Source organism: Mesorhizobium sp. B2-4-2 (assembly GCF_006442845.1).
Taxonomy (GTDB): domain Bacteria; phylum Pseudomonadota; class Alphaproteobacteria; order Rhizobiales; family Rhizobiaceae; genus Mesorhizobium.
Window position 1 is genome coordinate 548,954 of the sequence record NZ_VFVM01000003.1, and the last position, 25,767, is coordinate 574,720.

General features: G+C 65.0%; 21 protein-coding genes. 10 read left to right on the forward strand and 11 right to left on the reverse strand.

The features are described 5' to 3' along the window. Positions 1–188: 188 nt before the first annotated feature. Both FJ942_RS09565 and ilvD read right to left on the reverse strand, forming a co-directional pair. Positions 189–1,469 carry an amidohydrolase family protein gene (locus FJ942_RS09565; RefSeq protein WP_140523652.1) on the reverse strand — a complete coding sequence of 427 codons (1,281 nt, stop codon included), beginning with the start codon at positions 1,467–1,469 and terminating at the stop codon, positions 189–191. A gap of 272 nt (positions 1,470–1,741) precedes the next feature. Next, the gene (gene ilvD, locus FJ942_RS09575; protein WP_140523649.1) at positions 1,742–3,586 is read right to left on the reverse strand and encodes a dihydroxy-acid dehydratase; all 1,845 of its coding nucleotides are present in this window, start codon (positions 3,584–3,586) and stop codon (positions 1,742–1,744) included. Positions 3,587–3,856: 270 nt separating this feature from the next. Between ilvD and FJ942_RS09580 the strand changes: the two genes are divergently transcribed. Further along, positions 3,857–4,324 carry a VOC family protein gene (locus tag FJ942_RS09580; protein ID WP_140497085.1) on the forward strand — a complete coding sequence of 156 codons (468 nt, stop codon included), beginning with the start codon at positions 3,857–3,859 and terminating at the stop codon, positions 4,322–4,324. Between the two features lie 176 nt (positions 4,325–4,500). Here FJ942_RS09580 and FJ942_RS09585 read toward each other — a convergent pair whose 3' ends face one another. After that, a complete protein-coding gene (locus FJ942_RS09585; protein WP_140497087.1) occupies positions 4,501–6,093 on the reverse strand; it encodes a peptide chain release factor 3 in 1,593 nt (530 codons plus the stop codon). 140 nt (positions 6,094–6,233) lie between these two features. On the opposite strand from FJ942_RS09585, the gene FJ942_RS09590 reads away from it, so the two are divergent. After that, positions 6,234–7,301 (forward strand): FAD-binding oxidoreductase, encoded by a 1,068-nt coding sequence (locus FJ942_RS09590; RefSeq protein WP_140556831.1) that lies wholly within the window; start codon positions 6,234–6,236, stop codon positions 7,299–7,301. A 42-nt stretch (positions 7,302–7,343) separates the two neighbouring features. On the opposite strand, the gene FJ942_RS09595 is transcribed toward FJ942_RS09590, so the two are convergent. Both FJ942_RS09595 and FJ942_RS09600 read right to left on the reverse strand, forming a co-directional pair. After that, entirely contained in the window at positions 7,344–8,138 is a 795-nt protein-coding gene (locus FJ942_RS09595; protein ID WP_140523643.1) for a class II glutamine amidotransferase, read from the reverse strand. A gap of 14 nt (positions 8,139–8,152) precedes the next feature. Continuing rightward, positions 8,153–8,401, reverse strand: a complete 249-nt coding sequence (locus FJ942_RS09600) for a DUF6356 family protein (protein ID WP_140523640.1) — start codon at positions 8,399–8,401, stop codon at positions 8,153–8,155. 116 nt (positions 8,402–8,517) lie between these two features. Here FJ942_RS09600 and FJ942_RS09605 point away from each other — a divergent pair, with 116 nt between their 5' ends. From FJ942_RS09605 to FJ942_RS09625, 5 genes are all read left to right on the forward strand, one after another. After that, positions 8,518–8,988 carry an Lrp/AsnC family transcriptional regulator gene (locus FJ942_RS09605; protein WP_140497095.1) on the forward strand — a complete coding sequence of 157 codons (471 nt, stop codon included), beginning with the start codon at positions 8,518–8,520 and terminating at the stop codon, positions 8,986–8,988. A 97-nt stretch (positions 8,989–9,085) separates the two neighbouring features. Continuing rightward, positions 9,086–9,571, forward strand: a complete 486-nt coding sequence (gene dut, locus FJ942_RS09610) for a dUTP diphosphatase (protein ID WP_140556833.1) — start codon at positions 9,086–9,088, stop codon at positions 9,569–9,571. Beyond that, complete coding sequence (locus FJ942_RS09615) at positions 9,571–10,230, forward strand: HAD family phosphatase (RefSeq protein ID WP_181167621.1); 660 nt, start codon at positions 9,571–9,573, stop codon at positions 10,228–10,230. The genes dut and FJ942_RS09615 overlap by 1 nt, the downstream gene beginning before the upstream one ends. Before the next feature lie 153 nt (positions 10,231–10,383). After that, positions 10,384–11,184, forward strand: a complete 801-nt coding sequence (locus FJ942_RS09620) for an oxaloacetate decarboxylase (RefSeq protein WP_140523629.1) — start codon at positions 10,384–10,386, stop codon at positions 11,182–11,184. Positions 11,185–11,197: 13 nt separating this feature from the next. After that, positions 11,198–12,196: a proline racemase family protein gene (locus tag FJ942_RS09625; protein WP_140670796.1), complete on the forward strand. Its 999-nt coding sequence runs from the start codon at positions 11,198–11,200 to the stop codon at positions 12,194–12,196. Between the two features lie 11 nt (positions 12,197–12,207). Here the strand turns inward: FJ942_RS09625 and FJ942_RS09630 are convergent, their stop codons facing one another. Next, a complete protein-coding gene (locus tag FJ942_RS09630) occupies positions 12,208–12,921 on the reverse strand; it encodes a sulfate transporter family protein (protein ID WP_140556837.1) in 714 nt (237 codons plus the stop codon). Positions 12,922–13,088: 167 nt separating this feature from the next. Then, a complete protein-coding gene (locus FJ942_RS09635; protein WP_140897547.1) occupies positions 13,089–13,991 on the reverse strand; it encodes an EamA family transporter in 903 nt (300 codons plus the stop codon). A gap of 199 nt (positions 13,992–14,190) precedes the next feature. Between FJ942_RS09635 and FJ942_RS09640 the strand changes: the two genes are divergently transcribed. Then, entirely contained in the window at positions 14,191–15,183 is a 993-nt protein-coding gene (locus FJ942_RS09640) for an adenosine kinase (RefSeq protein ID WP_140512976.1), read from the forward strand. Positions 15,184–15,657: 474 nt separating this feature from the next. After that, complete coding sequence (locus tag FJ942_RS09645; protein WP_140512974.1) at positions 15,658–16,359, forward strand: hypothetical protein; 702 nt, start codon at positions 15,658–15,660, stop codon at positions 16,357–16,359. Between the two features lie 48 nt (positions 16,360–16,407). Here the strand turns inward: FJ942_RS09645 and FJ942_RS09650 are convergent, their stop codons facing one another. After that, complete coding sequence (locus tag FJ942_RS09650) at positions 16,408–18,687, reverse strand: NADP-dependent malic enzyme (protein WP_140497115.1); 2,280 nt, start codon at positions 18,685–18,687, stop codon at positions 16,408–16,410. 217 nt (positions 18,688–18,904) lie between these two features. Here FJ942_RS09650 and mutS point away from each other — a divergent pair, with 217 nt between their 5' ends. Next, the gene (gene mutS, locus FJ942_RS09655) at positions 18,905–21,667 is read left to right on the forward strand and encodes a DNA mismatch repair protein MutS (RefSeq protein WP_140897549.1); all 2,763 of its coding nucleotides are present in this window, start codon (positions 18,905–18,907) and stop codon (positions 21,665–21,667) included. A gap of 84 nt (positions 21,668–21,751) precedes the next feature. Here mutS and FJ942_RS09660 read toward each other — a convergent pair whose 3' ends face one another. From FJ942_RS09660 to FJ942_RS09670, 3 genes are all read right to left on the reverse strand, one after another. Continuing rightward, positions 21,752–22,597 (reverse strand): aldo/keto reductase, encoded by an 846-nt coding sequence (locus FJ942_RS09660; protein ID WP_140630060.1) that lies wholly within the window; start codon positions 22,595–22,597, stop codon positions 21,752–21,754. Between the two features lie 78 nt (positions 22,598–22,675). Beyond that, a complete protein-coding gene (locus tag FJ942_RS09665; protein ID WP_140897551.1) occupies positions 22,676–23,068 on the reverse strand; it encodes a DUF305 domain-containing protein in 393 nt (130 codons plus the stop codon). 43 nt (positions 23,069–23,111) lie between these two features. Beyond that, positions 23,112–25,616: a heavy metal translocating P-type ATPase gene (locus FJ942_RS09670; protein WP_140897553.1), complete on the reverse strand. Its 2,505-nt coding sequence runs from the start codon at positions 25,614–25,616 to the stop codon at positions 23,112–23,114. Positions 25,617–25,767: the final 151 nt, after the last annotated feature.

Here is a 25,767-nt window from a genome sequence, read left to right on the forward strand (position 1 = left end):
TGTCTAGAGCGGTTCACCGTTTTACGAAAACGGCGAACCGCTCTATCTCTTTATCTCGCCCAATTCCGGACGGAAAACCGTACACACTTTTCCTGGAATTGCTCCAGGCCGCGTCGTAGACGGAAGCGGCCGTTTTGACGAGGAGAAATCCGGGAATCGGCAAGGCCAGCGCCGGGAATCGGCTGGGTCTAGGACGATGTGTGCCGCCGGTTCACCAGTGCCGGCCTGCCGGGGACGGCAAGCCGGGTGTCCTGCCTGGTTCGTTCCGCCACCACCTTGCCCCTGGCGATGACGCAAATGCGTTCGGGGCGCAGGCGAATGGCCTCGACCGGATTGCCGGCGTCGAGAACGACCAGGCTGGCGCGCTTGCCGACGGCGAGGCCCAGATGATCGAGCCCCATGATGGCGGCATTGACGTTGGTGACCATGTCGAAACAGCGCGCCATGTCGGCCGGGCTCGACATCTGGGCGACGTGAAGCCCCATGAAGGCGACGTCGAGCATGTCGGCGGTGCCCAGCGAATACCAGGGATCGAGCACGCAATCCTGGCCCCAGCCGACGCGGATGCCCAGCGCCAGCATCTCCTTGACCCGGGTCATGCCGCGGCGCTTGGGAAACGTGTCGTGGCGCCCCTGCAGCATGATGTTGATCAAAGGATTGGGGATGACGGAGACGCCCGCCTCGGCGATCAGCGGCAGGAGTTTCGAGACGTAGTAATTGTCCATGGAATGCATCGAGGTAAGATGCGAGCCGGCCACCTTGCCCTGAAGGCCGAGACGCTGCGTCTCATAGGCCAGTTGCTCGATGTGACGCGACAGCGGGTCGTCGGTCTCGTCGCAATGCAGGTCGACCATCAGGCCGCGTTTTGCCGCGATCTCGCAAAGCTCGGTCACCGAGCGGGTGCCGTCGGCCATGGTGCGCTCGAAATGCGGAATGCCGCCGACGATATCGACACCCAGATCCAGCGCGCGGATGGTGTTTTCCCGTGCACCGGGCGAGCGGTAGAGCCCATCCTGCGGAAAGGCGACCAATTGCAGGTCGATATAGGGCGCCACCGTCTTCTTGACATCGAGCAGCGCCTCGACCGCCAGCAGCCTGTCGTCGCAAACGTCGACATGGGTGCGGATGGCGAGCAATCCCATCGACACCGCCCAGTCGCAATAGGCGAGCGCGCGATGGCGCACCGCTTCATGCGTCAGAAGCGGCTTCAGTTCGCTCCACAGAGCAATGCCTTCAAGCAGCGTGCCCGAGGCGTTTATCCGCGGAATGCCGTAGGAAAGCGTCGCATCCATATGGAAGTGCGGGTCGACGAACGGCGCAGAGACCAGATTGCCCCGCGCGTCAATCGTCGTGCCGGCGTTGCCATCGAGCTTCGGCTCGATCGTCGCGATCGTCTCGCCGACGATGCCGATGTCGGCAACCCTGCCGTCAGGCAATGTGCCGCCGCGAACGATAAGGTCGAAATCCATCTGTGTCGTCCCCGAAGAATCAGCACCTGTCGGCTGCCGCCGTGATCGCGGCGGGCGAAAAATCTTGCCACGTGGCGCCGCCCCTCATCCGCCTGCCGGCACCTTCTCCCCGTCTAGAGACGGGGAGAAGGGAGATGCTGCGACCTCGCCGCCATTTTTGCAACGTCTACAATTGGCGAAATCTTTGGTTATAGCCCTTTCTCCCCGTCACTTACGGGGAGAAATGTCCGGCAGGACAATGAGGGGCAGCACGAACCTGGCCGATTCGAGCGCTACTCCGGAACGTGCCTCACCGCACCCTTGTCGGCGCTGGTGGCGAAGGCGGCGTAGGCGCGCAACGCGGTCGTCACCTTGCGCTTGCGTTTTTCTTCGGGCTTCCAGGCCAGGGCGCCCTTGGCCGCCATCGCCGCCCGGCGGCTGGCGAGCTCCTCATCGCTCACGGCGAGGCGGATCGAGCGGTTGGGGATGTCGATCTCAATCGTGTCGCCTTCCCGCACCAGCCCGATCGTGCCGCCTTCGGCGGCTTCGGGCGAGACATGGCCGATCGACAGGCCCGACGTGCCGCCGGAGAAGCGCCCGTCGGTGATCAGCGCGCAAGCTTTGCCCAAGCTTTTCGATTTCAAATAGCTGGTCGGATAGAGCATTTCCTGCATGCCGGGGCCGCCGCGCGGTCCTTCATAGCGGATGACGACGACGTCGCCGGCCTTGATCTCATTCGAGAGAATCGCCTTGACCGAGGCATCCTGGCTTTCGAACACCCGCGCCGGGCCGGTGAATTTCAGGATCGACTCGTCGACGCCGGCCGTCTTCACGATACAGCCGTCGAGCGCCAGGTTGCCCTTGAGCACGGCAAGGCCGCCGTCTTTGGAAAAAGGCGTCTTCGCCGAGCGGATAACGCCCGTCTCGCGGTCCAGATCGAGCTCGTCCCAGCGACGATCCTGGCTGAAGGCGACCTGCGTCGGCACGCCGCCGGGCGCGGCGAGGAAGAAATCTCGCACGTTCTGGCTTGAGGTGCGCGAAATATCCCAATGATCGAGCGCCTCGCCGAGGCTTGATGTGTGCACGGTCGGCAGGTCGCGGTTGATCAGTCCGGCTTGGTCGAGCTGGCCGAGGATCGCCATGATGCCGCCGGCGCGGTGGACGTCCTCCATGTGCACGTCGGACTTGGCCGGCGCCACCTTGCACAGCACGGGCACCCTGCGCGACAGCCGGTCGATATCCTCCATGGTGAAGTCGACCTCACCCTCATGCGCCGCGGCCAGGATGTGCAGCACGGTGTTGGTCGAGCCACCCATCGCGATGTCGAGCGTCATGGCGTTCTCGAACGCGCCCTTTGAAGCGATGCTGCGCGGCAGCGCCGTCTCGTCGTCCTGCTCGTAATAGCGTTGGGCGAGATCGACGATCAAGTGTCCGGCCTCGACGAACAGCCGCTTGCGGTCGGCGTGCGTCGCTAGTGTCGAACCGTTGCCCGGCAGCGACAGGCCGAGCGCTTCGGTCAGGCAGTTCATCGAATTGGCGGTGAACATGCCCGAGCAGGAACCGCAGGTCGGGCAGGCGGAGCGCTCGATGACCTTGACGTCCTCGTCGGAGATCTTGTCGTCGGCGGCGGCGACCATGGCGTCGACCAAGTCGAGCGCCTGCGCCTTTCCGGCGAGCACCACCTTGCCCGCTTCCATCGGCCCGCCGGAGACGAAGACGGTCGGGATGTTGAGGCGCAGCGAGGCCATCAGCATGCCGGGCGTGATCTTGTCGCAATTGGAGATACAGACCATGGCGTCGGCGCAGTGGGCGTTGACCATGTACTCGACGGAATCGGCGATCAGCTCGCGCGACGGCAGCGAATAGAGCATGCCGTCATGGCCCATGGCGATGCCGTCATCGACGGCGATGGTGTTGAATTCCTTGGCGACGCCGCCGGCCTTCTCGATCTCGCGCGCGACCAGCTGGCCGAGATCCTTCAGGTGGACGTGGCCCGGCACGAACTGGGTAAAGGAGTTGACCACGGCGATGATCGGCTTGCCGAAATCGCTGTCCTTCATGCCGGTGGCGCGCCAGAGGCCGCGGGCGCCGGCCATGTTGCGGCCATGGGTGGTGGTGCGGGAGCGATAGGCAGGCATGAACTTTCCTTAGCTGGCTGGCTGCGCCCGATGCGGAGCGTCGCGGCCCTGAATATGGATCGCAGGCGTTATAGACCGGCAATTATTGTCTGGCCACATTTTTGCAATGCGCCAGATTCTCCAGAAAAATTCAGAGTTTGCGAAAAAAGATGGCCTCCCGTGTCGGATCGCCTACCGGGCGCCCGTCCTTGGATCAACGGCAAGGGAGTGGGACCATTTTCTCAGACGGCCGTTCCATTGTAGCAGCAAGAAGCAACCGAGGAGCACGACATGCAAAAGATCACCACCTGCCTGTGGTTCGATGGACAGGCCGAAGAGGCGATGAACCACTATGTCTCCATCTTCAAGAATTCGAAGGTGCTGAGCGTCATGCGTTGGCCCAAGGGCCACGCCGATGAAGGCAAAGTGCTGCTGACCACGTTCGAGCTCGACGGCGTGCCGTTCCAGGCGCTCAACGGCGGACCGCAATTCAAGTTCAACGAGGCGATGTCGCAGTCGATCGACTGCAAGACGCAGGAAGAGGTCGACTATTTCTGGGAGAGGCTCACCGAGGGCGGCGAGCCCGGCCCGTGCAGCTGGCTGAAGGACAAGTTCGGCGTCTCCTGGCAAGTCGTGCCGGAACAGCTGCCGCGCCTGCTCCAGGATCCGGACCGGGAAAAGGCCGGCCGGGTGATGAGTGCGATGATGAAGATGGGCAAGATCGACATCGCCAAGATCGAAGAGGCGGCGAAGGGGTGAGAAGTGGTCCGCGTAGCGGACGGAAAGCCAATTGCTGGGCTTTCCGAGCTTCGAACGCCCTGAGCCTGCGAAGGGCAGGGCTGTCCATTGATTTTTGAGGCCGGCGCTGCCCCTCATCCGTCGCCTTCAGCGACACCTTCTCCCACAACAAGGGGAGAAGGAAAAAGGCAGCGCCGCTACGCCGCCTTGTCGCGGACCTGGTAGTCCTTGATCGTGGCGAAGCGGATCGCCTTCCAGCGCTCGGCTTCGTAGTTCAGCGAGAAGGCGTGCTGGGCGAGGAACACCGGGTCGTTGTCGAGATCGCGGGCAATGTCGCCGCGATGGGCTTCGATGAAGCGCTGCACTTCCGTCTTGTCGTCAGCCGATATCCAGCGGCAGACCGAAAAACGCGACATCTCGAATTCGACCGGCAGCGTGTATTCGAAGTTCAGCCGCTCCTTCAGCACGTCGAGCTGCAGCGCACCGACGACGCCGACGATGGCCGGCGAGCCGTCCTCGGGCGAAAACAGCTGCACGACGCCCTCCTCCGCCATCTGGTGCAGCGCCTCCTTCAGCTTCTTGGCCTTCATCGCATCACCGAGGCGCACACGACGCAGGATTTCCGGGGCGAAGTTCGGCACGCCGCGGAACAGGATTTCCTCACCCTCGGTCAGCGTGTCGCCGATGCGCAGCGTGCCGTGGTTGGGGATGCCGACGACGTCGCCGGCAAAGGCCTCGTCGGCGGTGACGCGGGTGCGGGCGAAGAAGAATTGCGGCGCAGACAGGCTCATCGGCTTGCCGGTGCGCACCAGCTTGGCCTTCATGCCGCGCTCGAGCTTGCCCGAGCAGACGCGCACGAAGGCGATGCGGTCGCGGTGGTTGGGATCCATATTGGCCTGGATCTTGAAAACGAAGGAGGTCATCTTGTCCTCGGTCGCCTCCACCATCCGGGTGTCGGCATCCTGCGCGCGCGGCGGCGGCCCGAAAGCGCCGAGCGCCTCGATCAGGTCGCGCACGCCGTAATTGCGCAGCGCCGAGCCGAAATAGACCGGCGTCAGATGGCCCTCGCGAAAGGCGTCGATGTCGAGCGGACGGCAGGCTTCGCGCGCGAGTTCCAGCTCCTCGATGAAGGCCTCGCGCTCGTTTTCCGGCAACAGGCCGGCGACGCGGTTGGAATCGGGACCGTTGACCGGAGTGCGTTCCTTCTCGTCATCGCCCTTGCGCACGGCGTTCAGCGCCAGGTGGTAAGTGCCCGAAAACGTCCTGCCGCGGCCGATCGGCCAGGTGATGGGCGCGGTATCGAGCGCCAGCTTCTGCTCGATTTCGTCCAGTATCTCGAAGGGATCGCGGCTCTCGCGGTCCATCTTGTTGACGAAGGTGATGATCGGGATGTCGCGCAGCCGACAGACCTCGAACAGCTTCAGCGTGCGCGGCTCGATGCCCTTGGCGGCGTCGATGACCATGACCGCCGAGTCGACCGCCGACAGCGTGCGGTAGGTGTCGTCGGCGAAATCCTCGTGGCCGGGCGTGTCGAGCAGATTGAAGACGTTGTCCTCATACTCGAACGTCATCACCGAGGTGACGACCGAAATGCCGCGTTCGCGCTCGATCTTCATCCAGTCCGACCGGGTCTGGATGCGGTCCTTCTTGGCCTTGACCTCACCGGCAAGCTGGATGGCGCCACCGAACAGCAGCAGCTTTTCGGTGAGCGTCGTCTTGCCGGCGTCCGGGTGGGCGATGATCGCGAAAGTACGGCGGCGCGATACCGCCTGTTCGATGTCTTCAGCCAATTTATGAAATCCTGTCTGTGGCGCGGGCTTCTAGCAGCGCTTTCCCGGCCTGTCGAACAGATTTGCCCGGATCGGTCCGCCGGCTCTTGAGATAGGGAAGACGCGATGGCATCAGAAGACCTGTTCGATGGAGATCCTGCATGAGCAAGAAAGTGATCGTCATCGGCGCCGGCATCATCGGCGCCTCGATCGCCTGGCACCTGGCCAAGGCGGGCGCGCAGGTGACGGTCATTGCCGACAGCGCTGCCGGCGGCGTGGCGACGCCGAACTCGTTTGCCTGGATAAATGCCAGCTGGGGCAATCCGGAACCGTATTTCCGGCTGCGCATCCGCTCCATGGCGGAATGGTCGCGGCTGGCGCAGGACCTGCCCGGCCTTCCGCTCGCCTGGTGCGGCGGGCTGTGCTGGGACTTGCCGGCGGACAAATTGGAGGCCTATGCGGCGGAGCATTCGTCCTGGGGTTATGGCATCAGGCGGGTCGACCGCGCCGGCGCGGTCGGCATCGAGCCCAATCTCGCCGGGCTTCCCGACTTTGCCTTACATGTCGCCGAGGAGGGTGTCGCCGAGCCGGTCGCAGCGACGAACGCGCTGCTGGCCGACGCCGAACGGCGCGGTGCGCGCTTCGTCTCCAGCACGGTTACGGCGTTGGTCCAAACCGGCGGCAGGACGACGGGCGTGGACACGTCGCATGGGCTGTTTGCAGCCGACGAGGTGGTGATCGCGGCCGGCGTCGGCTCGCCGGAGATTGCCGCGACGGCCGGCATAAGGCTACCGATCGAAATGCCGCCCGGCCTGATCGTCCATTCGCGACCTTACAGAAAATTGCTCAACGGTCTGGTGCTGGCCGAGCGGCTGCACATGCGCCAGACGGCGCAAGGCCGCATCATCGCCGGGTCTGATTTTGGCGGTGCCGACCCGGGGATGGATGCGGCGGCGACGGCGCGCGAGCTGTTTGCGGCGGTGCAAGCCATGCTGCGCGGCGGCGATGGCCTGGAACTCGATTTCCATACGGTCGGTTACCGGCCGACGCCGATCGACGGCTTCCCGATCATCGGCCGCGCCGAGGGCATGGACGGCCTCTACATCGCGGTCACGCATTCCGGCATCACGCTGGCGCCGGCGGTCGGCTTGTTCGCGGCGCGCGAAATCCTCGACGGCGAGCGCGATCCGCTGCTGGCGTCCTATGGATTGGGTCGGTTCGCTCAATAGCTTGGTGGACGGCTCTCTACGGCAATTCGCGCCGCGAGGAGGCTACCCGGCCAGCGCCAGCTTCGCCGGGGCCGGCGCAAACGGCTGAATATTCACGCCATCCCTGGTCATGGTGACGAAGCTCGATGGCGGGATCGCCTGCCAGTCGCCGCCTTCACGGTCGAAGGGTTCGGAGACGATGCAGCGGCCGCCGCCCTTGGCGGCGGTATAGAGGGTGGGCGCGTGGTCATCCGTGGCGTAGCGGACCGCGTGGAGCGCCTGCCCGTCGGAAAAGGCGGCCGTCAGCTTCAGCGCCGGCTCGATGCCGGCACGCCGCGAAGCCTCCAGCACGCGGCTGGTGGCACGGGCGACGGCGCCTTTCGGATCGGCGGCCAACCCTTCGTCGATCATCAGGAGAAAAAACAGCTCGGAATCGGTGGTGCCCTCGCGCTGGTCGAAGACGGCGTCGGACAGCGAATTTTCCAGCGCGCGGCGGATCTTCTCGAAGCCGCCGATCTGGCCGTTGTGCATGAACGACCAAGGGCCCGAGATGAAGGGATGGCAATTCATGCGGCTGGTGGCGCCGCCGGTCGAGGCGCGCACATGGGCGAGAAACAATCCGGATTTGATCTGTCGGCACAAGCTCTTCAGATTGGGATCGGACCAGGCCGGCAGGATGTCGCGGTAGAGGCCGGGCTCGGGCCGGTCGCCATACCAGGCAAGGCCGAAACCATCGCCATTGGTCGGCGACTTGGCTTCCTCGGCGCAATGGCTCTGGGCGATCAGCGAGTGGCAGGGCGCCGTGAGGATGTCTTCGAGGAAGACCGCTTCACCGAGATAGGCCGCCCACCGGCACATCGCTTCTTCCGTTCCTAGGCGTGGTCCGGAAGGGCCTTGGGCTCCTTGACCGCGTGCGAACCTCTGTTGTGCGTCCGCTCGTAAAGTTCGCGGACGATTCGGCTGGCGGTAGTCTCGAACAGAAATGGCAAGAAAGCGTGAACGAGGGCGGCCCCGGCGGCCGTCAGCAGGCGCGAGGAAAACCAGGCGGCAAAGGCCATGTGACCGAAATAGGTTTCGCCAACCTTGGCCGGATGGGAGGTGAAAATCCTTGCGACCGACATGCTGCTTCCCCTTCAGCGCTTAAAGTTCCTGATATGGGGTATCCTGGCACGGTTCGTCGGTTCATCGGTCTCAAAATGTCCTTGTATTTTGCTTGTTCGTGGGACAAACATCCCACATGGCCATCGAAATCGACGAAATCGATCGGAAATTGCTCGCCGAATTGCAACGCGACGGCACGTTGTCGGTCGACCAGCTGTCCGAACGGGTAGCCTTGTCGCGCAACGCCTGCTGGCGGCGCGTCAAGCGGCTGGAGGAGGATGGCGTCATCACCGGCCGGGTGGCGTTGGTCGATGCCGAGAAGCTCGGGCTCGGCCTCTCCGTGTTCATCCTGGTCCGGACCTCAAATCATGATCCCGAGTGGTTGCAGAAATTCCGGGCGGCGGTGACCGGGTTTTCCGAGATCACGGGAGTCTACCGCATGTCCGGCGACCTCGACTATGTCTTGCGCGCCCGCGTCGCCGACGTGAAGGCGTATGACCGGCTCTACCAGCGGCTGATCGCCAAGGTGGCGCTGTCGGACGTTTCGGCGTCCTTCGTGATGGAGGAGATCAAGGAGACGACGGTGGTGCCGATGGAAGTGCGCTAAGGGTTGGCTCCGGCCATAGTGATGCCCGAAAGAAAGCCGTTGATAGGATTGCGGGCGAATTGACCGAATCGGCAATCGCGCCGATAGGATCGATTTTATGCGCGCAGCCATCCAAAATTCCTCCGTCATCGGTCCGACCGTCGGCTTCGTAAGGTTACCGCATGCGGAAGGACTCCCCCTCCCTGCCTATGAAAGCCCCGGCGCCGCCGGCATGGACCTGCGCGCGGCGGTGCCCGACGATCGGCCGCTGCTGATCCTACCGGGAAAACGTGCGCTGGTGCCGATCGGACTGATCCTGGAAATTCCCGAAGGCATGGAAGGCCAGGTGCGGCCGCGCTCCGGCCTTGCCTTCAAACACGGGCTGACCGTCCTCAACACGCCGGGCACGATCGACAGCGACTATCGCGGCGAGGTGAAAGTGCTGCTGGTCAATCTCGGCGACGAGGATTTTGCGGTGACGCGCGGCATGCGCATCGCCCAGATGGTGTTCGCCGCGGTGACGCAGGCGGGCGTCGAAGAGCGCGACCTGGCCGGCGGCACGGCGCGCGGTTCGGGCGGGTTCGGCTCGACCGGCACGGCCTGATGAACATACCGAAACTTGTCATCTTCGACTGCGACGGGATTCTGGTCGATACCGAGAACCTGGCCAACCGGCGTCTCGCCGAATGGCTGAGCGAAGCCGGGTATCCCACCAGCTTTGAATATTGCCGCAAGAACTTCTCCGGCCGCAGCATGGTCTCAGTGCAGAAGCAGATCGAAGAAGAGACCAGCGTCAGGCTCGGCGCAGACTTCGTCGAGCGCTGGAATGCAGGGCTGCCGGACCTGTTCGCCCATGGGGTCGAGGCGATTCCCTATGTCCGGGAGTTCGTCGAGGCTGTCCGCGCGGCCGGCATCGCCTATTGCGTCGCCACCTCGGCCAGGGTGTCGAAAATGCACATCACGCTTGGCCAGACCGGCCTGCTGCCGCTGTTCGAACATGCGATGTTTTCCTCGACCATGGTCGCGCGCGGCAAGCCGTTTCCGGACTTGTTCCTACATGCGGCCAAGACGATGGGCTTTGCGCCTGCCGACTGCATCGTCATTGAGGACAGCGTCGCCGGCACGCAGGCCGGCATCGCCGCCGGCATGCGGGTATTTTCCTATCATGGCGACCCCTACAGCGACCGTGACGGCTTGATGCGAGCCGGCGGCATCCTGTTCGACGACATGCGCACACTGGCCGGACTGGTGCCGATCCACTGATCGGCGCCGGTTTTGACGGGGTTGCAGGGACGCGCCGGACGAATTGTCAGCAGAGAACGCGAAACGCTTCTGAGCCAACCGCATTCGTTTGCCCGGGCAAGGCGGGCAAGCTAAAATCCGCGCCATCGCACTCAACACGATGGGGGAACTTCCATGGACAAGGGCAAGATCTTTCGCGACCTGCATGCCTCGACCTTCGTCATGCCCAACCCTTGGGACGTCGGCACGACGAAGCTGCTTGGATCCTTCGGTTTCAAGGCGCTGGCGACGACCAGCGCCGGTTTCGCCTTCTCGCGCGGCCTGCCGGACGGCGCGGTGACCTTCGACCAGATGATCCATCATTGCCGCGAGGTGACGGCGGCAACCGAGCTGCCGGTTTCGGCCGACCTCGAACGCGGCAAGGGCGACAGCGCCGAGCAGGCCGCCGAAACCATCTTCGCGGCTGAAGCCGCCGGCCTTGCCGGCTGCTCGATCGAGGACCACACCGGCGACCCGAACAAGCCGATCTATGATTTTTCGCACGCGGTGGAGCGCGTCGCGGCGGCGGCGGAAGCGGCCCGCGCGCTGAAACGCGATTTCGTCTTCACCGCGCGGGCGGAGAACTTCCTCTGGGGCAAGTCCGACCTCGACGACACGATCAAGCGGCTGCAGGCATTCGAGAAGGCGGGCGCCGACGTGCTCTACGCGCCGGGCATCGGCGACGTCGAGATGGTGCGCACGGTCTGCTCGGCGGTGAGCAAGCCGGTCAACGTCATGGCAAGGCCCGACTTCACCATTGCCGATCTGACCGCGGCCGGGGCAAAGCGCGTTTCGCTTGGGCCGTGGCTCACCAACTTCGCCTATGGCATGCTGGAAACGGCGGCGCGCGAGATCCAGCAGGACGGCACGTTCGGCTTCGCCCGCGCCGCCATGCCCTTCGGCAAGTTGCAGGCGCTGTTTGGCAAATCGGGATAAGCGGGCCGAACACATGACGCTGACCGTCGTCGACATGCACACCGGCGGCGAGCCGCTGAGGATCGTCACCGGGGGTTACCCCGATATCCCGAAGGGCACGATCCTGGAAAAGCGCGCCCATGTGCGCGACCATCTCGATCATCTCCGGAAAATCCTGATGTTCGAGCCGCGCGGCCATTACGACATGTACGGCGCGCTGCTGGTCGAGCCCGATTTGCCGGGCGCCGACCTTGCCGTGCTGTTCATGCACAATGAGGGCTATTCGACCATGTGCGGCCACGCCATCGTCGCGCTCGGCCGCTATGCCGTCGACGAAGGGCTGGTGACCAAGCGGGAACCGGTGACGATGGTCAACATCGAGGCGCCCTGCGGCATGGTGATTGCCTCGGTCGAGGTGCGCGACGGCAAGGCAGGTGCTGTGTCGTTCGAAAGCGTGCCGGCGTTCTTGTTCGCACGCGACCGCAAGATCGAGCTGCCCGGCTACGGCGCGATCGGCTTCGACATCGCCTATGGCGGCGCATTCTATGCGCTGGCCGACTGTCACCAGTTCGGATTGGAATTCGGCCGCGATCGGGTGCGCGATTTCGTCGATGCGGCGACGGCGCTGTCCGAAAGGCTGAAGCAGGAATTTCACCTGTCGCACCCCGACCATGCCGACCTCGCCTTTCTCTACGGCACCATTTTGACGGACGGGCGGGATACGTTTTCGGGTGAGCCGACGAAAAACGTCTGCGTCTTCGCCGAGGCGCAGGTCGACCGGTCGCCGACCGGCTCCGGCGTCACCGCCCGGCTGGCGGCGATGCATGCCAAGGGCGAGATCGCAACAGGCCAGACACGCACTTTCGAGAGCATCGCCGGCTCGCGCTTTTCCGGCGCGGTGGCGCGGATGGCGAAAGCCGGACCGCATGAAGCGATCATCGCCCGCGTCGGCGGCCGCGCCTACTATTGCGGCCGGGCGGAATTCATCGTCGAGCCCGACGACGAACTGGGGCGCGGCTTTCTGCTGCGGTAGGGACTGGCGCATCAACGGGACGGCTTGCTCCGCCGATCGGGCTGGGCCGAGATCGCCTTGTGCAAATGCACCATCATGGCTGCGGCAAAGAGCGGCGTCACCAGGTTGAGCAGCGGCACGGCAAGAAAGGCCGCGATGACCAGGCCGGCGAGAAAGACCGTCCGGGCATGGTGCCGGCGCAAGGCCCTGGCCTCTTCTTCCGGGCGGAAACGCATGGCGGCGAATTCGAAGAATTCGCGCCCGAGCAGGTAGCCGTTGACGATGAAAAAGGCGGCGATGTTGATGCCCGGCGCCAGCAGTAGCAGCAGGGCGACGATGTTGCCCAGAACGACGACGCCGAAGAACTTTATCGCCAGCACCAGCGAGCGCAGCGCCGGCATGGCGCGGCCGGGCGGATCGCCGGGATAATCGGTACGCTCCACCACTTCGGCGACATCGTCGAGGAACAGACCGGCGACGACGGCCGTGGCCGGCGCGACGACCAGCGCCATGCCGAAAGCAAGCGCGATGGCCGCGACGATGCCGCCCAGCCAACCGGCCCAGGACGGCAGGCCGGGAAACAGCGTGTGCAGCCACGGCAGCGCCAGCCACTCGACGAGGCTGGTCAGCCCGAACCACAAGGCGACCAGCGCAAGCACAGTCAGGCCTAGCGTCTTGAGGAAGACGGCGCGGAATTCGGGCGAGAACAACTGGCCGGCGGCGGCGCGGGCGGCGCTGGAGATCACGGTGCTTCCAACCTCACTTCGAACGCCGTGAGGATAGGCAGCAGGTCCACCCGTCACAAGCGTCTGTTGCCATGGCAATCGCTTGAGGGCTCGAATTCTCCGCATCCACCCTCTTGCGAGCGTCGGCGCCCCCAACTTCGGCAATTGAAGGCGATTGCCCCGTTTGACTATTGTGCGAGCGCCGGCTTGCGGGTGGGAATGGTCATGGCCGCGACGCCGGCGACGACGAAGGCCATGCCGAGCCAGGCCGTCGAACCCAGGCTTTCGCCAAGGAAAACGGCGCCGATGCCGACGCCGATCGGCACGCGCAGATAGGCCTGCGAGGTCGTGCCGACCGAGCCCAGCGTGTGGATCAGGCGGAAATAGATGACGAAGGCCAGCGCGGTCGAAAACACCGACAGGCCGAGCAAGGCCAGGATCGACGCCGTCGACGGCGCCAAGGTCCAGGGCTGGTCGACGGCGAGGCTGAGCGGCACCAGGATGACGGCGCCGCAGAGCATCGAGCCGGCGGCGGGCAGCATCGGGTCGAGGCCCTTGAAGCCTCGGCCGAAGATCGCCGCCCCCGCATAGCAGACCGTTGCAAGGACGATGGCAAGCTGCGCCCAGAGTTCATGGCCGAGGCCGCCCAGCGCCTGTGTGCCCACGATGAGGCAGATGCCGGCAAGGCCGGCGCCGACGCCGATCAGTTTGCGCAGCGTCACCGGTTCGTGGCGGGTGATGAGCGCCGTCAGAAGGAAGGTGAAGATAGGCGACGTCGCGTTGAGGATGGTGGCGAGGCCGGCATCCACCGAGCGCTCGGCGGCGGCGATCAGGGTGAACGGGATGACGCTGTTGAGGCACGCCTGGAAAGCAAAGCGGCGCCAGCTCGCCGCATCGGCCGGCATGGCGAGCCCGCGCCAGCGGATGATGGCGAACAGGGTCGCGCCCGCGATCAAGGTGCGGGCGGCGATGAACGTCACCGGCGGGATCGTCTCGACGCCGATCTTGATGAAGGTGTAGGAGGCGCCCCAAAGCACCGCCAGGAGGGCGAGCAGCGCCAGATCGGTGTTCATGTCGTTTCTTTCAGGCATGGGCTTGCCGCCTTCGGGCCGGGATCGAACGGCCCTTTTTAGGCAAAGCCGCGGTGAAATGCTTCGGCCACGACCGAATTGTCGTAGCTCCTGGGCGTCACGCGATATGAACATGGCCTAGGCAAACCGGTTGCAAATCGCTAGACCCGCGCCCGGCCGGCATGGCAAGAAGCCGGCGCGGATTTTGGCGGAGACATTGATGCCGGACTATGACGTGCTTTGCATCGGCAATGCGATTGTCGACATCATCGCCCAGTGCGAAGAGGAATTCCTGGAGACCAATGGCATCATCAAGGGCGCGATGAACCTCATCGACACGCACCGCGCCGAGCTACTCTACAGCCGCATGGGCCCGGCGATCGAGGCGTCCGGTGGCAGCGCGGGCAACACGGCGGCCGGCGTTGCCTCCTTCGGCGGCCGCGCCGCCTTCTTCGGCAAGGTTTCCAACGATGCTTTGGGCGAAATCTATGCCCACGACATCCACGCCCAGGGCGTCGCCTTCGACACCAAGCCGCTTCAGGGCGAGCCGCCGACGGCGCGCTCGATGATTTTCGTCACCCCCGACGGCGAGCGCTCTATGAACACCTATCTCGGCGCCTGCGTCGAGCTCGGGCCGGAGGATGTCGAGGCCGACAAGGCGTCGGGCGCCAAGATTACCTATTTCGAGGGCTATCTGTGGGATCCGCCGCGCGCCAAGGAGGCGATCCGGCAGACGGCCAAGCTGGCGCACGCGGCGGGCCGCGAAGTGTCGATGACCTTGTCGGATTCGTTCTGCGTCGACCGCTACCGCGACGAGTTCCTCGAGCTGATGCGCTCGGGCACCGTGGACATCGTCTTCGCCAACAGCCACGAGATCAAGTCGCTCTACCAGACCTCGTCCTTCGACGAGGCGCTGGCCCAGATCCGCAAGGACTGCAAGGTCGCCGCCGTGACGCGTTCGGAAAAAGGCTCCGTCATCGCGCGCGGCGACGAGACCGTCGTCATCCAGGCGACCGCCATCAAGGAGCTGGTCGACACGACGGGCGCCGGCGACCTCTATGCCGCGGGTTTCCTGCATGGCTATACCCAGGGCCGCGACCTCAAGACCTGCGGCGATCTCGGCTCACTGGCGGCCGGCCTGGTGATCCAGCAGATCGGGCCGAGGCCAAGGCAGAATCTGCGTCGCGAGGCCGAGCTGGCGGGGCTGCTGTAGGGGGGCGGTGAAGCTGCCGATCTCCCCCCTCGTGGGGGAGATGGCCGGCAGGCCAGAGGGGGGGGCGCTGTCCCGCTGGCATATCCAGGGTTCTACACTGCCGCCAAGCCCGAAATGAACGGCATGAGCGTACTGTCATGTCGGGGCGCCAGTTCGAAGAGTATGGGCACGCGGAAGGGAACCACCGCAACCTAGCGATCCTTCGCGCGCCCCTCTGCCCTGCCGGGCATCTCCCCCACGAGGGGGGAGATCGGCAGCTTCACCGTCGCGCGGCTGTCACACATCGCACCTACACGCAATCTGGGCGCCCTTTGACTGACATTTGGGCGCCCTCAACCAGTTGGGGTGCCAAGATGCAAGAAAGCAAGCTGTCGGGCGGCCGGATTTGTTGCCGCCGCGATTTCCGCTTTCCACATTAGAAATTCAGCAACGGGCGCAGTCGGGGAGGAGCGCTCGCGGCCCGAAGACAGATGCATGAACAGATTTCACATAACCGGTCTTAAACAAGACGACTTCGCGGACATGGTCGCGGAGAAGGTCGAGCGGGCGCTCGCCCACTATGACGAGGCCATCAACAAACCCACCATGGTCTCGGTTGGCAAGATCGCCGGCAGCATAGCGTCAGCCGTCACCTTGCTATCGCCGACGCATCAGCGCGCCATCGATGCCATTCATGCCGACCTTCCGGGGCTGGCGTCGAAATTCGTGCGTGCGCTGGCCGTGGAAGCCGCGCGCCGCAGCGAAGCCGGCACCGCGGGCGCCACAAATCCATCGGCGGGTTTCGACGGCCCCGCCTCCCCGCTTCCGCGCACCCAGTCCGACGACCTCGAATCGATGCTGATCGAAGACTGGGCCGGTCGGGTCGCCGGTTCGACCTATCTGGAGGAACACCTGCGCATTGCCCGCTCGACCCTGCACCGCTGGCAAAGGCGGGGCGAGGTGGTCGCCTTGCGCAAGGGCGGCCGCAAGCACGTCTTCCCGCTGGCGCAGTTCGTCGACGGCAGGCCGGTGGCGGGTATTCGAGAGGTGCTGTCGTTGATCGGCAATCCGAGGCTGGCATGGCTGTGGCTGACCCGCCCCTCGGCGCCGCTCGACGAGCGCATTCCCATCGACCTGCTGCGGCAAGATCAGGTCAAGGAGGTCGTCGAGGCGGCGCGGGTGTTTTCCGCGGGTTAAGCGCGATCAGATCCGCCGCTGCTTTCGCATCCGACGCGCGGACCTTCCTCAGGTCCCCGCCGTGTAGGCCGCGATCGCCGCCATGTTGACGATATCGCTGTCCTTGGCGTTCAGCGAGACGATCTGCACCGGCTTGTTCAGCCCGACCAGCAGTGGGCCGATGACCGTCGAGCCGCCGAGCTCCTGCAGCATCTTGGTTGAGATCGAGGCGGAGTGGAAGGCCGGCATGATCAGCACATTGGCCGGGCCGGTCAGCCTCATGAACGGGTATTGCGCCATGGCACGGGCGTTGAGCGCGACGTCGGCGGCCATCTCGCCGTCATACTCGAAATCGACGCGGCGCTTGTCGAGGATGCGCACGGCTTCTTGGATGCGCTCGGAGCGCTCGCCGTGGGGATGGCCGAAGGTGGAATAGGCGAGCATGGCGAGCCTCGGCTCATAGCCCATGCGGCGGGCAAAGCCTGCCGCTTCCTCCGCGATATCGGCGATCTGCTCGGCGTTCGGCATGTCGTGCACGGCGGTGTCGGCGACGATCACGGTGCGGCCGCGCGCCAAAACGATCGACACGCCGATGACGCGGTGGCCGGGCTTGGCGTCGATAACGCGCCTGACATCGTCGAGCGCGGTGGAATAGTTGCGGGTGACGCCGGTGACGATGCCGTCGGCATCCCCCAGCGCCACCATGCAGGCGGCGAAATGGTTGCGGTCGTTGTTGATCAGGCGCTGGCAGTCGCGGAACAGGAAGCCTTTGCGCTGCATGCGCTCGTAGAGATAATCGGTATAGACCGAATTGCGGCGCGACAGGCGAGCATTGATGATCTCCAGCCCCTGCTTGTCGAGGTCGATGCCGGCGTGCCTGGCGTTCTCCTTGATGACGTCGTCGCGGCCGAGCAGGATGGCGGTGCCGAGCCGCTGGTTCACATAGGAGACGGCGGCGCGCATCACTTGCTCCTCCTCGCCCTCGGCGAAGACGATGCGCTTGGGCTGGCGGCGCACACGGTCATAGATGCGCTGCAAGGTCGAGGCGATCGGATCACGGCGGGCCGACAGCTCCTGCGCGTAGCGGTCGAGATCGAGGATCGGCTTGCGGGCGACGCCAGAATCCATCGCCGCCCTGGCGACGGCCAGCGGAATGGCCGAAATCAGGCGCGGATCGAACGGCACCGGGATGATGTAGTTGGGGCCGAATTTCGGCCGGTTGCCTTGGTAGGCTGCGGCGACGTCGTCGGGCACGTCCTTGCGTGCCAGGTCGGCAAGCGCACGCGCGGCGGCGATCTTCATGTCGTCATTGATGGTGGTGGCCCGCACATCCAGCGCGCCGCGGAAAATATAGGGGAAGCCGAGCACGTTGTTGACCTGATTGGGATAATCCGAACGCCCGGTCGCCATGATGGCGTCGGTGCGGATCTCCGCCACTTCCTCGGGCGTGATCTCGGGATCGGGGTTGGCCATGGCGAAGATGATCGGGTTCTTGGCCATGGAACGCACCATGGCGGTGGTCAGCGCGCCCTTGGCGGAAAGGCCGAGGAAGACGTCGGCGCCGTCCAGCGCCTCGGCCAGCGACCGCGCATCGGTCTTGACCGCATGCGCCGACTTCCACTGGTTCATGCCTTCGGTGCGGCCCTGGAAGACCACGCCCTTGGTGTCGCACAGGATGATGTTTTCGGGCGCAAAGCCCATCGCCTTCATCAGCTCGATACAGGCGATGCCGGCCGCACCGGCGCCGTTGCAGACCATCCTGGTGGTCTTCATGTCGCGGCCGGTGATCTCCAGCGCGTTGATCAGGCCGGCGGCCGAGATGATGGCGGTGCCGTGCTGGTCGTCGTGGAAGACCGGGATGTCCATCAGCTCGCGCAACCGCTGCTCGATGATGAAGCATTCCGGCGCCTTGATGTCCTCCAGGTTGATGCCGCCGAAGGAGGGCCCAAGGAAGCGCACGCAGTTGATGAACTCGTCGGCGTCCTCGGTGTCGACCTCGAGGTCGATGGAATCGACGTCGGCGAAGCGCTTGAACAGCACCGCCTTTCCCTCCATGACCGGCTTGGAGGCCAGCGCGCCGAGATTGCCCAAGCCCAGGATCGCGGTGCCGTTGGAGATGACGGCGACCATGTTGCCGCGCGACGTGTAGTCGAAGGCACGGCTGGGATCCTCCGCGATGGCCAGTACCGGCACGGCGACGCCAGGCGAATAGGCGAGGCTCAAATCGCGCTGCGTGGCCATCGGCTTGGTGGCGACGATCTCGAGCTTGCCGGGCCGCCCCATGGCGTGGAATTCGAGCGCTTCCTGCGCGCTGACGGACGGACCGCTGTTTTCGGTTTTCCTTGCCATGATGCTTTTGATTTCCTCGCCATGCGGCACCTCCTTGAGGCGGGTGCCTTGTGTGATTCCGAATTAAGACTACGCGCCGCCGCGTGTAAACCGCCAAGCGTTACCGAACTGGCGTCGGAAGGACGCATGGCGTTCAATGGTGGTTGATCTCCGTTCTTCCCCTGCTTTTCCAATGGCCGGCATTAAACCCCGCCGCCACATCTGCTAGCGTGAGCGCATGAACATGCACATTCAAAACGAACCGGACGCTCCCGAGGCGATCACGCCGGCAGCCGCTGGCGGCGTCACGCCGATGATGGAGCAGTTCATCGAGATCAAGGCGGCGAACCCGGATTCGCTGCTGTTCTACCGGATGGGCGATTTCTACGAGCTGTTCTTCGAGGATGCGGAGAAGGCGAGCCGGGCGCTCGGCATCGTGCTGACCAAGCGCGGCAAGCATCAGGGACACGACATCCCGATGTGCGGCGTGCCAGTGCATGCGGCGGACGACTATCTGCAGAAACTGATCGCGCAGGGTTTCCGCGTCGCCGTCTGCGAGCAGATCGAGGATCCGGCCGAAGCCAAGAAGCGCGGCTCCAAATCGGTGGTGCGCCGCGATGTGGTGCGGCTGGTGACGCCTGGCACCATCACCGAGGACAAATTGCTGGCGCCGTCGGAATCGAGTTTCCTGATGGCGCTGGGACGAGTGAAGGGCGGCGGCGATCCAAGAAGTGGGGAGCGCGGCGGCGCGACCGGGACCCAAGGAAGCTTTGCCCTGGCCTGGATCGACATTTCGACCGGGGCTTTCCGGGTCACAGACACCACCGCCGACCGGCTGCTGGCCGACATCTTCCGCGTCGATCCGCGCGAGCTGATCGTCGCCGATCCGGTGTTCCACGATCCCGAATTGCGACCGGTATTCGACATGCTCGGCCGCGTCGCCAACCCGCAGCCGCCGAGCCTGTTCGATTCGGCCTCGGCGGCCGCGCGCATCGCCCGCTTCTTCGAGGTGGCGACACCGGACAGCTTTGGTGCGTTTTCCCGTGCCGAGCTGTCGGCGATCTCGGGCGCCATCGCCTATGTCGAAAAGACGCAGAAGGCCGAGCGGCCGCCGCTGTCGCGCCCCGAGCGCGAGGAGGCCGGCTCGACCCTGTTCATCGACCCGGCGACGCGCGGCAACCTGGAACTCCTGCGCACGCTGTCGGGCAGCCGTGAAGGCTCATTGTTCAAGGCGATCGACCGCACGGTGACCGGCGGCGGCGCCAGGCTGCTCGCCGACCGGCTGATGGCGCCGCTGACCGATCCGGCGGCAATTGCCGCGCGGCTGGATTCGGTGTCGTTCTTCCGTTCCGAGACGCGGCTTTGCCAGACCGTGCGGGCGAGCCTGAAGAGCGTCGCCGACATGCCGCGCGCGTTGTCGCGGCTGGCGCTCAACCGCGGCGGCCCGCGCGACCTCGGCGCGCTGCGCGCCGGCTTCGAGGCGGCCGGCGCGATCGCGGAGGTCTTTGCCGCGACCGCCCTGCCCCAGGAATTGGCGGCGGCGCTCGCCGCCATCCGGGCGCTGCCGCACGCGCTTGCCGGGCATCTGACGCAGGCACTTGGCGAGGAACTGCCGCTGCTGAAGCGCGACGGCGGCTTCATCCGAGGCGGCTACAACGCCGAGCTCGACGAGATGCGGGCGCTGCGCGACGAGTCGCGAAAAGTGATCGCCGGGCTGGAGCGTTCGCTGATCGAGGAGACCGGCATTCGGTCCCTGAAGATCCGGCACAACAATGTGCTCGGCTACTACATCGAGGTGACCGCCAACCATCACGCGGTGATGACCGGCAGCGATGGCGCCAAGGCGCGCTTCATCCACCGCCAGACCATGGCCAACGCCATGCGCTTCACCACGACGGAGCTGGCGGAGCTGGAAACAAAGATCGCCAATGCCGCCGACCGGGCGCTGAGCATCGAGCTTGCCGCCTTCGACGCGCTGACGGCGGAAGCGGTCGGCGAAGCGGAGAAGATCCGCGCCGGGGCCGATGCGCTCGCCGTGCTGGACGTGTCGGCGGCGCTCGCGCTTTTGTCGGAAAGCGAGGCCTGGTGCCGGCCGCTGGTCGATGCCAGCCTTGCCTTCGAGATTTCGGGTGGGCGCCATCCCGTGGTCGAACAGGCGCTGCGGCGCTCGGGCGAAGGGCCGTTCGTGGCCAATGACTGCGACCTGTCGCCGGAGGGCCGCGCCAAGAACGGCGCGATCTGGCTGCTGACCGGCCCCAATATGGGCGGTAAATCGACATTCCTGCGGCAGAACGCGCTGATCGCCATCCTGGCCCAGACCGGCTCTTTCGTGCCGGCGACATCGGCTCATATCGGCGTCGTCGACCGCCTCTTTTCCCGCGTCGGCGCCTCGGACGATCTGGCGCGCGGCCGATCGACCTTCATGGTCGAGATGGTCGAGACGGCGGCGATCCTCAACCAGGCCGGCGAACGGGCGCTGGTAATCCTCGACGAGATCGGCCGCGGCACCGCCACGTTCGACGGCCTGTCGATCGCCTGGGCCGCGGTGGAATATCTGCACGAGAAGAACCGCTGCCGGGCGATCTTCGCCACGCATTTCCACGAAATGACCTCGCTTGCCGGCAAGCTGGCGCGGCTCCACAACGTCACCATGCGGGTCAAGGAATGGGAGAACGACGTCGTCTTCCTGCACGAGGTCGGCAAGGGCGCGGCCGACCGCTCCTACGGCGTCCAGGTGGCGCGGCTGGCCGGCCTGCCGGAGGCGGTGGTGGACCGTGCCAAGGAAGTGCTGCACCAGCTCGAGGAAGGCGAGGTTTCGGGCAAGACCAACCGGCTGGTCGACGACCTGCCGCTGTTTTCAGTGGCGGTGAAGCGGGAAGCGCAGAAGCCGGTCAAGAGCGATGCGCTGGGCGTCGCACTCAGTGACATCAATCCCGATGAGATGACGCCGAGGGAAGCGCTGGAAGCGCTTTATCGGTTGAAGGGGTTGGCGGGGATGTAAATTGAACCTGCTGGCATGGCGGTATCGCCGAAACCGCCAATCTCCCCCCTCGAGGGGGGAGATTGGCAGCTTCACCGACAACGCTCAGATCATCTCCAGCCCGCGTTTGCGGCTCGGCGGCGGGAAGGCGCGGTCGAGGTCGGCGAGGTCTTCGCGCGTAAGCTCGATGTCGAGTGTCGCGACATTCTGGCGGACATGGTCCTGGCTGCTGGCCTTGGGAATGGCGATGACGCCATCCTGGTGCATCACCCAGGCCAGTGCGATTTGTGCCGCGGTCGCACCGTGGCGGTCTGCGACCGCGTCTAAACTGGCATTGCGCGCCAAGGCGCCCTGCTCGACCGGCGAATAGGCCATAAGAGGAATTCCGCGTTTCCGGTTCCAGGGCGCCAGATCGAACTCAAGGCCGCGCCGGACCAGATTGTAGAGCACCTGGTTGGTCTGGACGTTGCCGCCGTCGGGCAGGCCGACCAGCTCTTCCATCTCCCCGGTGTCGAAATTGCTGACGCCCCAGTGGCGGATCTTGCCGGCTTTCTTCAGCGCCTCGAAAGCTTCGACGGTTTCGGCCAGGGGCACGCTGCCCGGCCAATGCAGCAGATAAAGATCGATACGGTCGGTCGCGAGGCGCTTCAGGCTGTTTTCGCAGGCGCGCTGCGCACCGGCGCGCGAGGCGTTGGACGGCAGCACCTTCGAGACCAGGAAGACCTCGGCACGCTGCCCGGCAATGGCTTCGGCCACCACCTCCTCGGCGCCGCCGCTGGCGTACATTTCGGCGGTGTCGATCAGCTTGACGCCGAGATCGAGACCAAGCTTGAGGGCATTCACCTCCTCCGCGCGACGGCGCGAATCCTCGCCCATTTTCCAGGTGCCCTGGCCGAGAACGGGGATGACTTCGCCGCAGGGCAGCGTGGTGGTTCTGACGCTCGATGGCATGGCAGGCTCCAGTTGAGACGGGATCGCATCACAGGCCGGACGAGAAATTCAGAGGCGTTCTCGCCGAGCCGCGAAAGCTTACTTCACCGGATGGGCGGCGAGCCAGTCCTGCATCTGCTTGATCTCGGCTTCCTGCGCCGCGATGACCGCCTCTGCCAGCTTGCGGATCTCGGGGTCCTTGCCGTTGGCGAGTTCGACCCTGGCCATGTCGATGGCGCCCTGGTGGTGAGGGATCATGCCGCGGACGAAATCGACGTCGGCATCGCCGGTGTATTTGGAGGCCATCATGTCGGCGTGCATCTTGTCCATCGCCGCCTTGTAGCCTGCGGTCGATGGGCCTTCCGCCCCCGTAGCCATGCCGGCCATGTCGTGCTTCATCTCTTCGCTCTGTGCGGGAACGCTTTCGAGGAAGACGGCAACCAGCATTCCAGCCGCCATCAGCAGCAGCACGATTCTCTTGGCCAAGGTCATTGATGGTCTCCTGTTGATCGGGTTTCGTATTTGGGGGATCGGCTCAAAGTTTCAATGTCCTCAGCCGCAACGCATTGGCGATCACTGAAACCGAGGACAGGCTCATCGCCGCCGCCGCCAGCATCGGCGACAACAGCGTGCCGGTCAGCGGATAGAGCACGCCGGCCGCGACCGGCACGCCAAGCACATTGTAGAGGAAGGCGAAGAACAGGTTCTGCCTGATATTGCGGATGGTCGCCTGCGCCAGTGTGCGGGCACGCACGATGCCGTTGAGGTCGCCCTTGACCAAAGTGATGCCGGCGCTTTCGACGGCGACATCGGCGCCGGTGCCCATGGCGATACCGACATCGGCGGCGGCCAAGGCCGGTGCGTCGTTGACGCCGTCGCCGGCCATGGCGACGCCGGCGCCCTTGCCGCGCAATTCCTCGACCAGCGCGCCCTTCTGTTCCGGCAACAGGCCGGCGCGGACTTCGTCGATGCCGAGACTCCTGGCGATCGCGTTTGCCGTGCGCTCATTGTCGCCGGTCGCCATGATGATCCTCAAGCCGCTGTCGTGCAGGGCCTTGATCGCCTCGGCGGTGGTCGCCTTGACCGGATCGGCGACGGCCACGATGCCGGCCAATTTCCTGTCCACGACGACGAACATCGCCGTCTTGCCATCGCCTTGTAGCGCTTCGGCCGCGGCCGAAACGGTGGACACGTCGGCACCGAGATCACGCATCATCGCGGCGTTGCCGAGCGCTACATTCCTGCCCGAAACGGCACCGGAAACACCCTTGCCGGTGACCGCCTCGAAGCCATTGGCTTCGGCGACCCTTACACCGCGGGTCGCGGCGCCTTCGACAATAGCCTCGGCCAGGGGATGCTCCGAGCCCTTCTCCAGGCTCGCGGCGAGGCCCAGCAATTCCTCCTCCGAAAACCCATCGGCCGCCACGACATCCGTCAGTTTCGGCCGGCCTTCGGTCAGTGTCCCCGTCTTGTCGACGATCAGCGTATCGACGGAAGCGAAGCGTTCGAGCGCGGCGGCCTCCTTGATCAGCACGCCGGCGTGGGCGCCACGTCCGGTGGCGGTCATGATCGACATCGGCGTGGCGAGGCCGAGTGCGCAGGGACAGGCAATGATCAACACCGAGACCGCCGAGACGATGGCGAAGATCAGGCTGGGCGTGGGCCCAAAGATCGCCCAGGCGACAAAGGCAGCGATGGCGACCAGAACGACAGCCGGGACGAAGTAGAAGGAAACGCGATCGGCCAACCCTTGTATCGGCGCGCGCGAGCGTTGCGCCTTGGCGACCAGCTCGACGATGCGCGAGAGCGTGGTCTCGGCGCCGATCCGCTCGGCGCGCATGATCAGCGAGCCATTCTTGTTGAGCGTGCCGCCGGTGAGGGCATCCCCTTCGGCCTTCTCGACCGGCAACGGTTCGCCGGTGATCATCGATTCATCGATGGAAGAGCGGCCTTCGAGCACGGTACCGTCGACCGGCACGGCATCGCCGGGCCGGATGCGCAGGCGCTCGCCGGCCTTGACGCTGTCCAGCGGCACATCGCTCTCGGAACCGTCCTCTCCTATGCGGCGGGCGGTCTTGGGCGCAAGGTCGAGCAGGGCGCGGATCGCCGAGCCGGTCTTTTCGCGGGCGCGCAGTTCCAGCACCTGGCCGAGAAAGACCAGCGCGACGATGACGGCTGCGGCCTCGAAATAGACCGGCACCGCCCCGCCATAGCCGCGGAACTGATGCGGAAAAATGTCCGGGAACAGCGTCGCGACGACGCTGTAGAGATAGGCCGCACCGACGCCGAGCGAAATCAGCGTCCACATGTTCGGGCTGCGGTTGCGGATCGAGTCCCAGCCGCGATGAAAGAACGGAAATGCGGCCCAAAGCACGACCGGGCTTGCGAGCGCCAGCTCGATCCAGACCTTTGTCCGGTCCTCGATCAGGTTCTCGAACGACAGACCGATCATCGGCGCCATGGCGACGATGAGAAGGGGCACCGAGAGCACCGCACTGACCCAGAACCGCCTGGTGAAATCGACCAGTTCGGGATTTGGCCCCTCATCGCCTGTCGGCACGCCCATCGGCTCGAGCGCCATGCCGCAGATCGGGCAGGAGCCGGGCTTGTCGCGGACGATCTCGGGATGCATCGGGCAAGTGTATTGGGTGCCTTTCGGCATCGCTTCCGGCGCCGGTCTGTCGCCGAGATAGGTTTGCGGCGCCGCCTCGAATTTCGACTTGCAGCCGGCGGAGCAGAAATAGAAGCCCTGGCCGTCATGGCGCAGAAAATGCTTTGCCGTGGCGCGGTCCACGCTCATGCCGCAGACGGGGTCGGTGGCGGTCAGGTATTGTTTCGGCTCGGCTTGGAACTTTGTCCGACAGCCTTCGCTGCAGAAATGATAGAGGCGGCCAGCATGCTCCGATACCGGCTTGCCGGCGGCTGGATCGACGATCATGCCGCAAACCGGATCGCGCGTGACGGCGCCGGCATCCACGGCCGCGCCTTTTGCCGCGCAGCAACCACCATGCGCGTGATGATCGTGATCTGAATGCGTCATTTCGAATGCCTCTATCAAACTGCTTCGAGCCGGAGGTAGTCCTTCCAGTAACTGGAAGGTCAAGGACTGGCTTGAATTTTATTGTCGCGGGTGTCCCGCACCATGGAAACGCGTCAACCCGCCCCCATACCCAGCGCCGCGGAAACGCGCT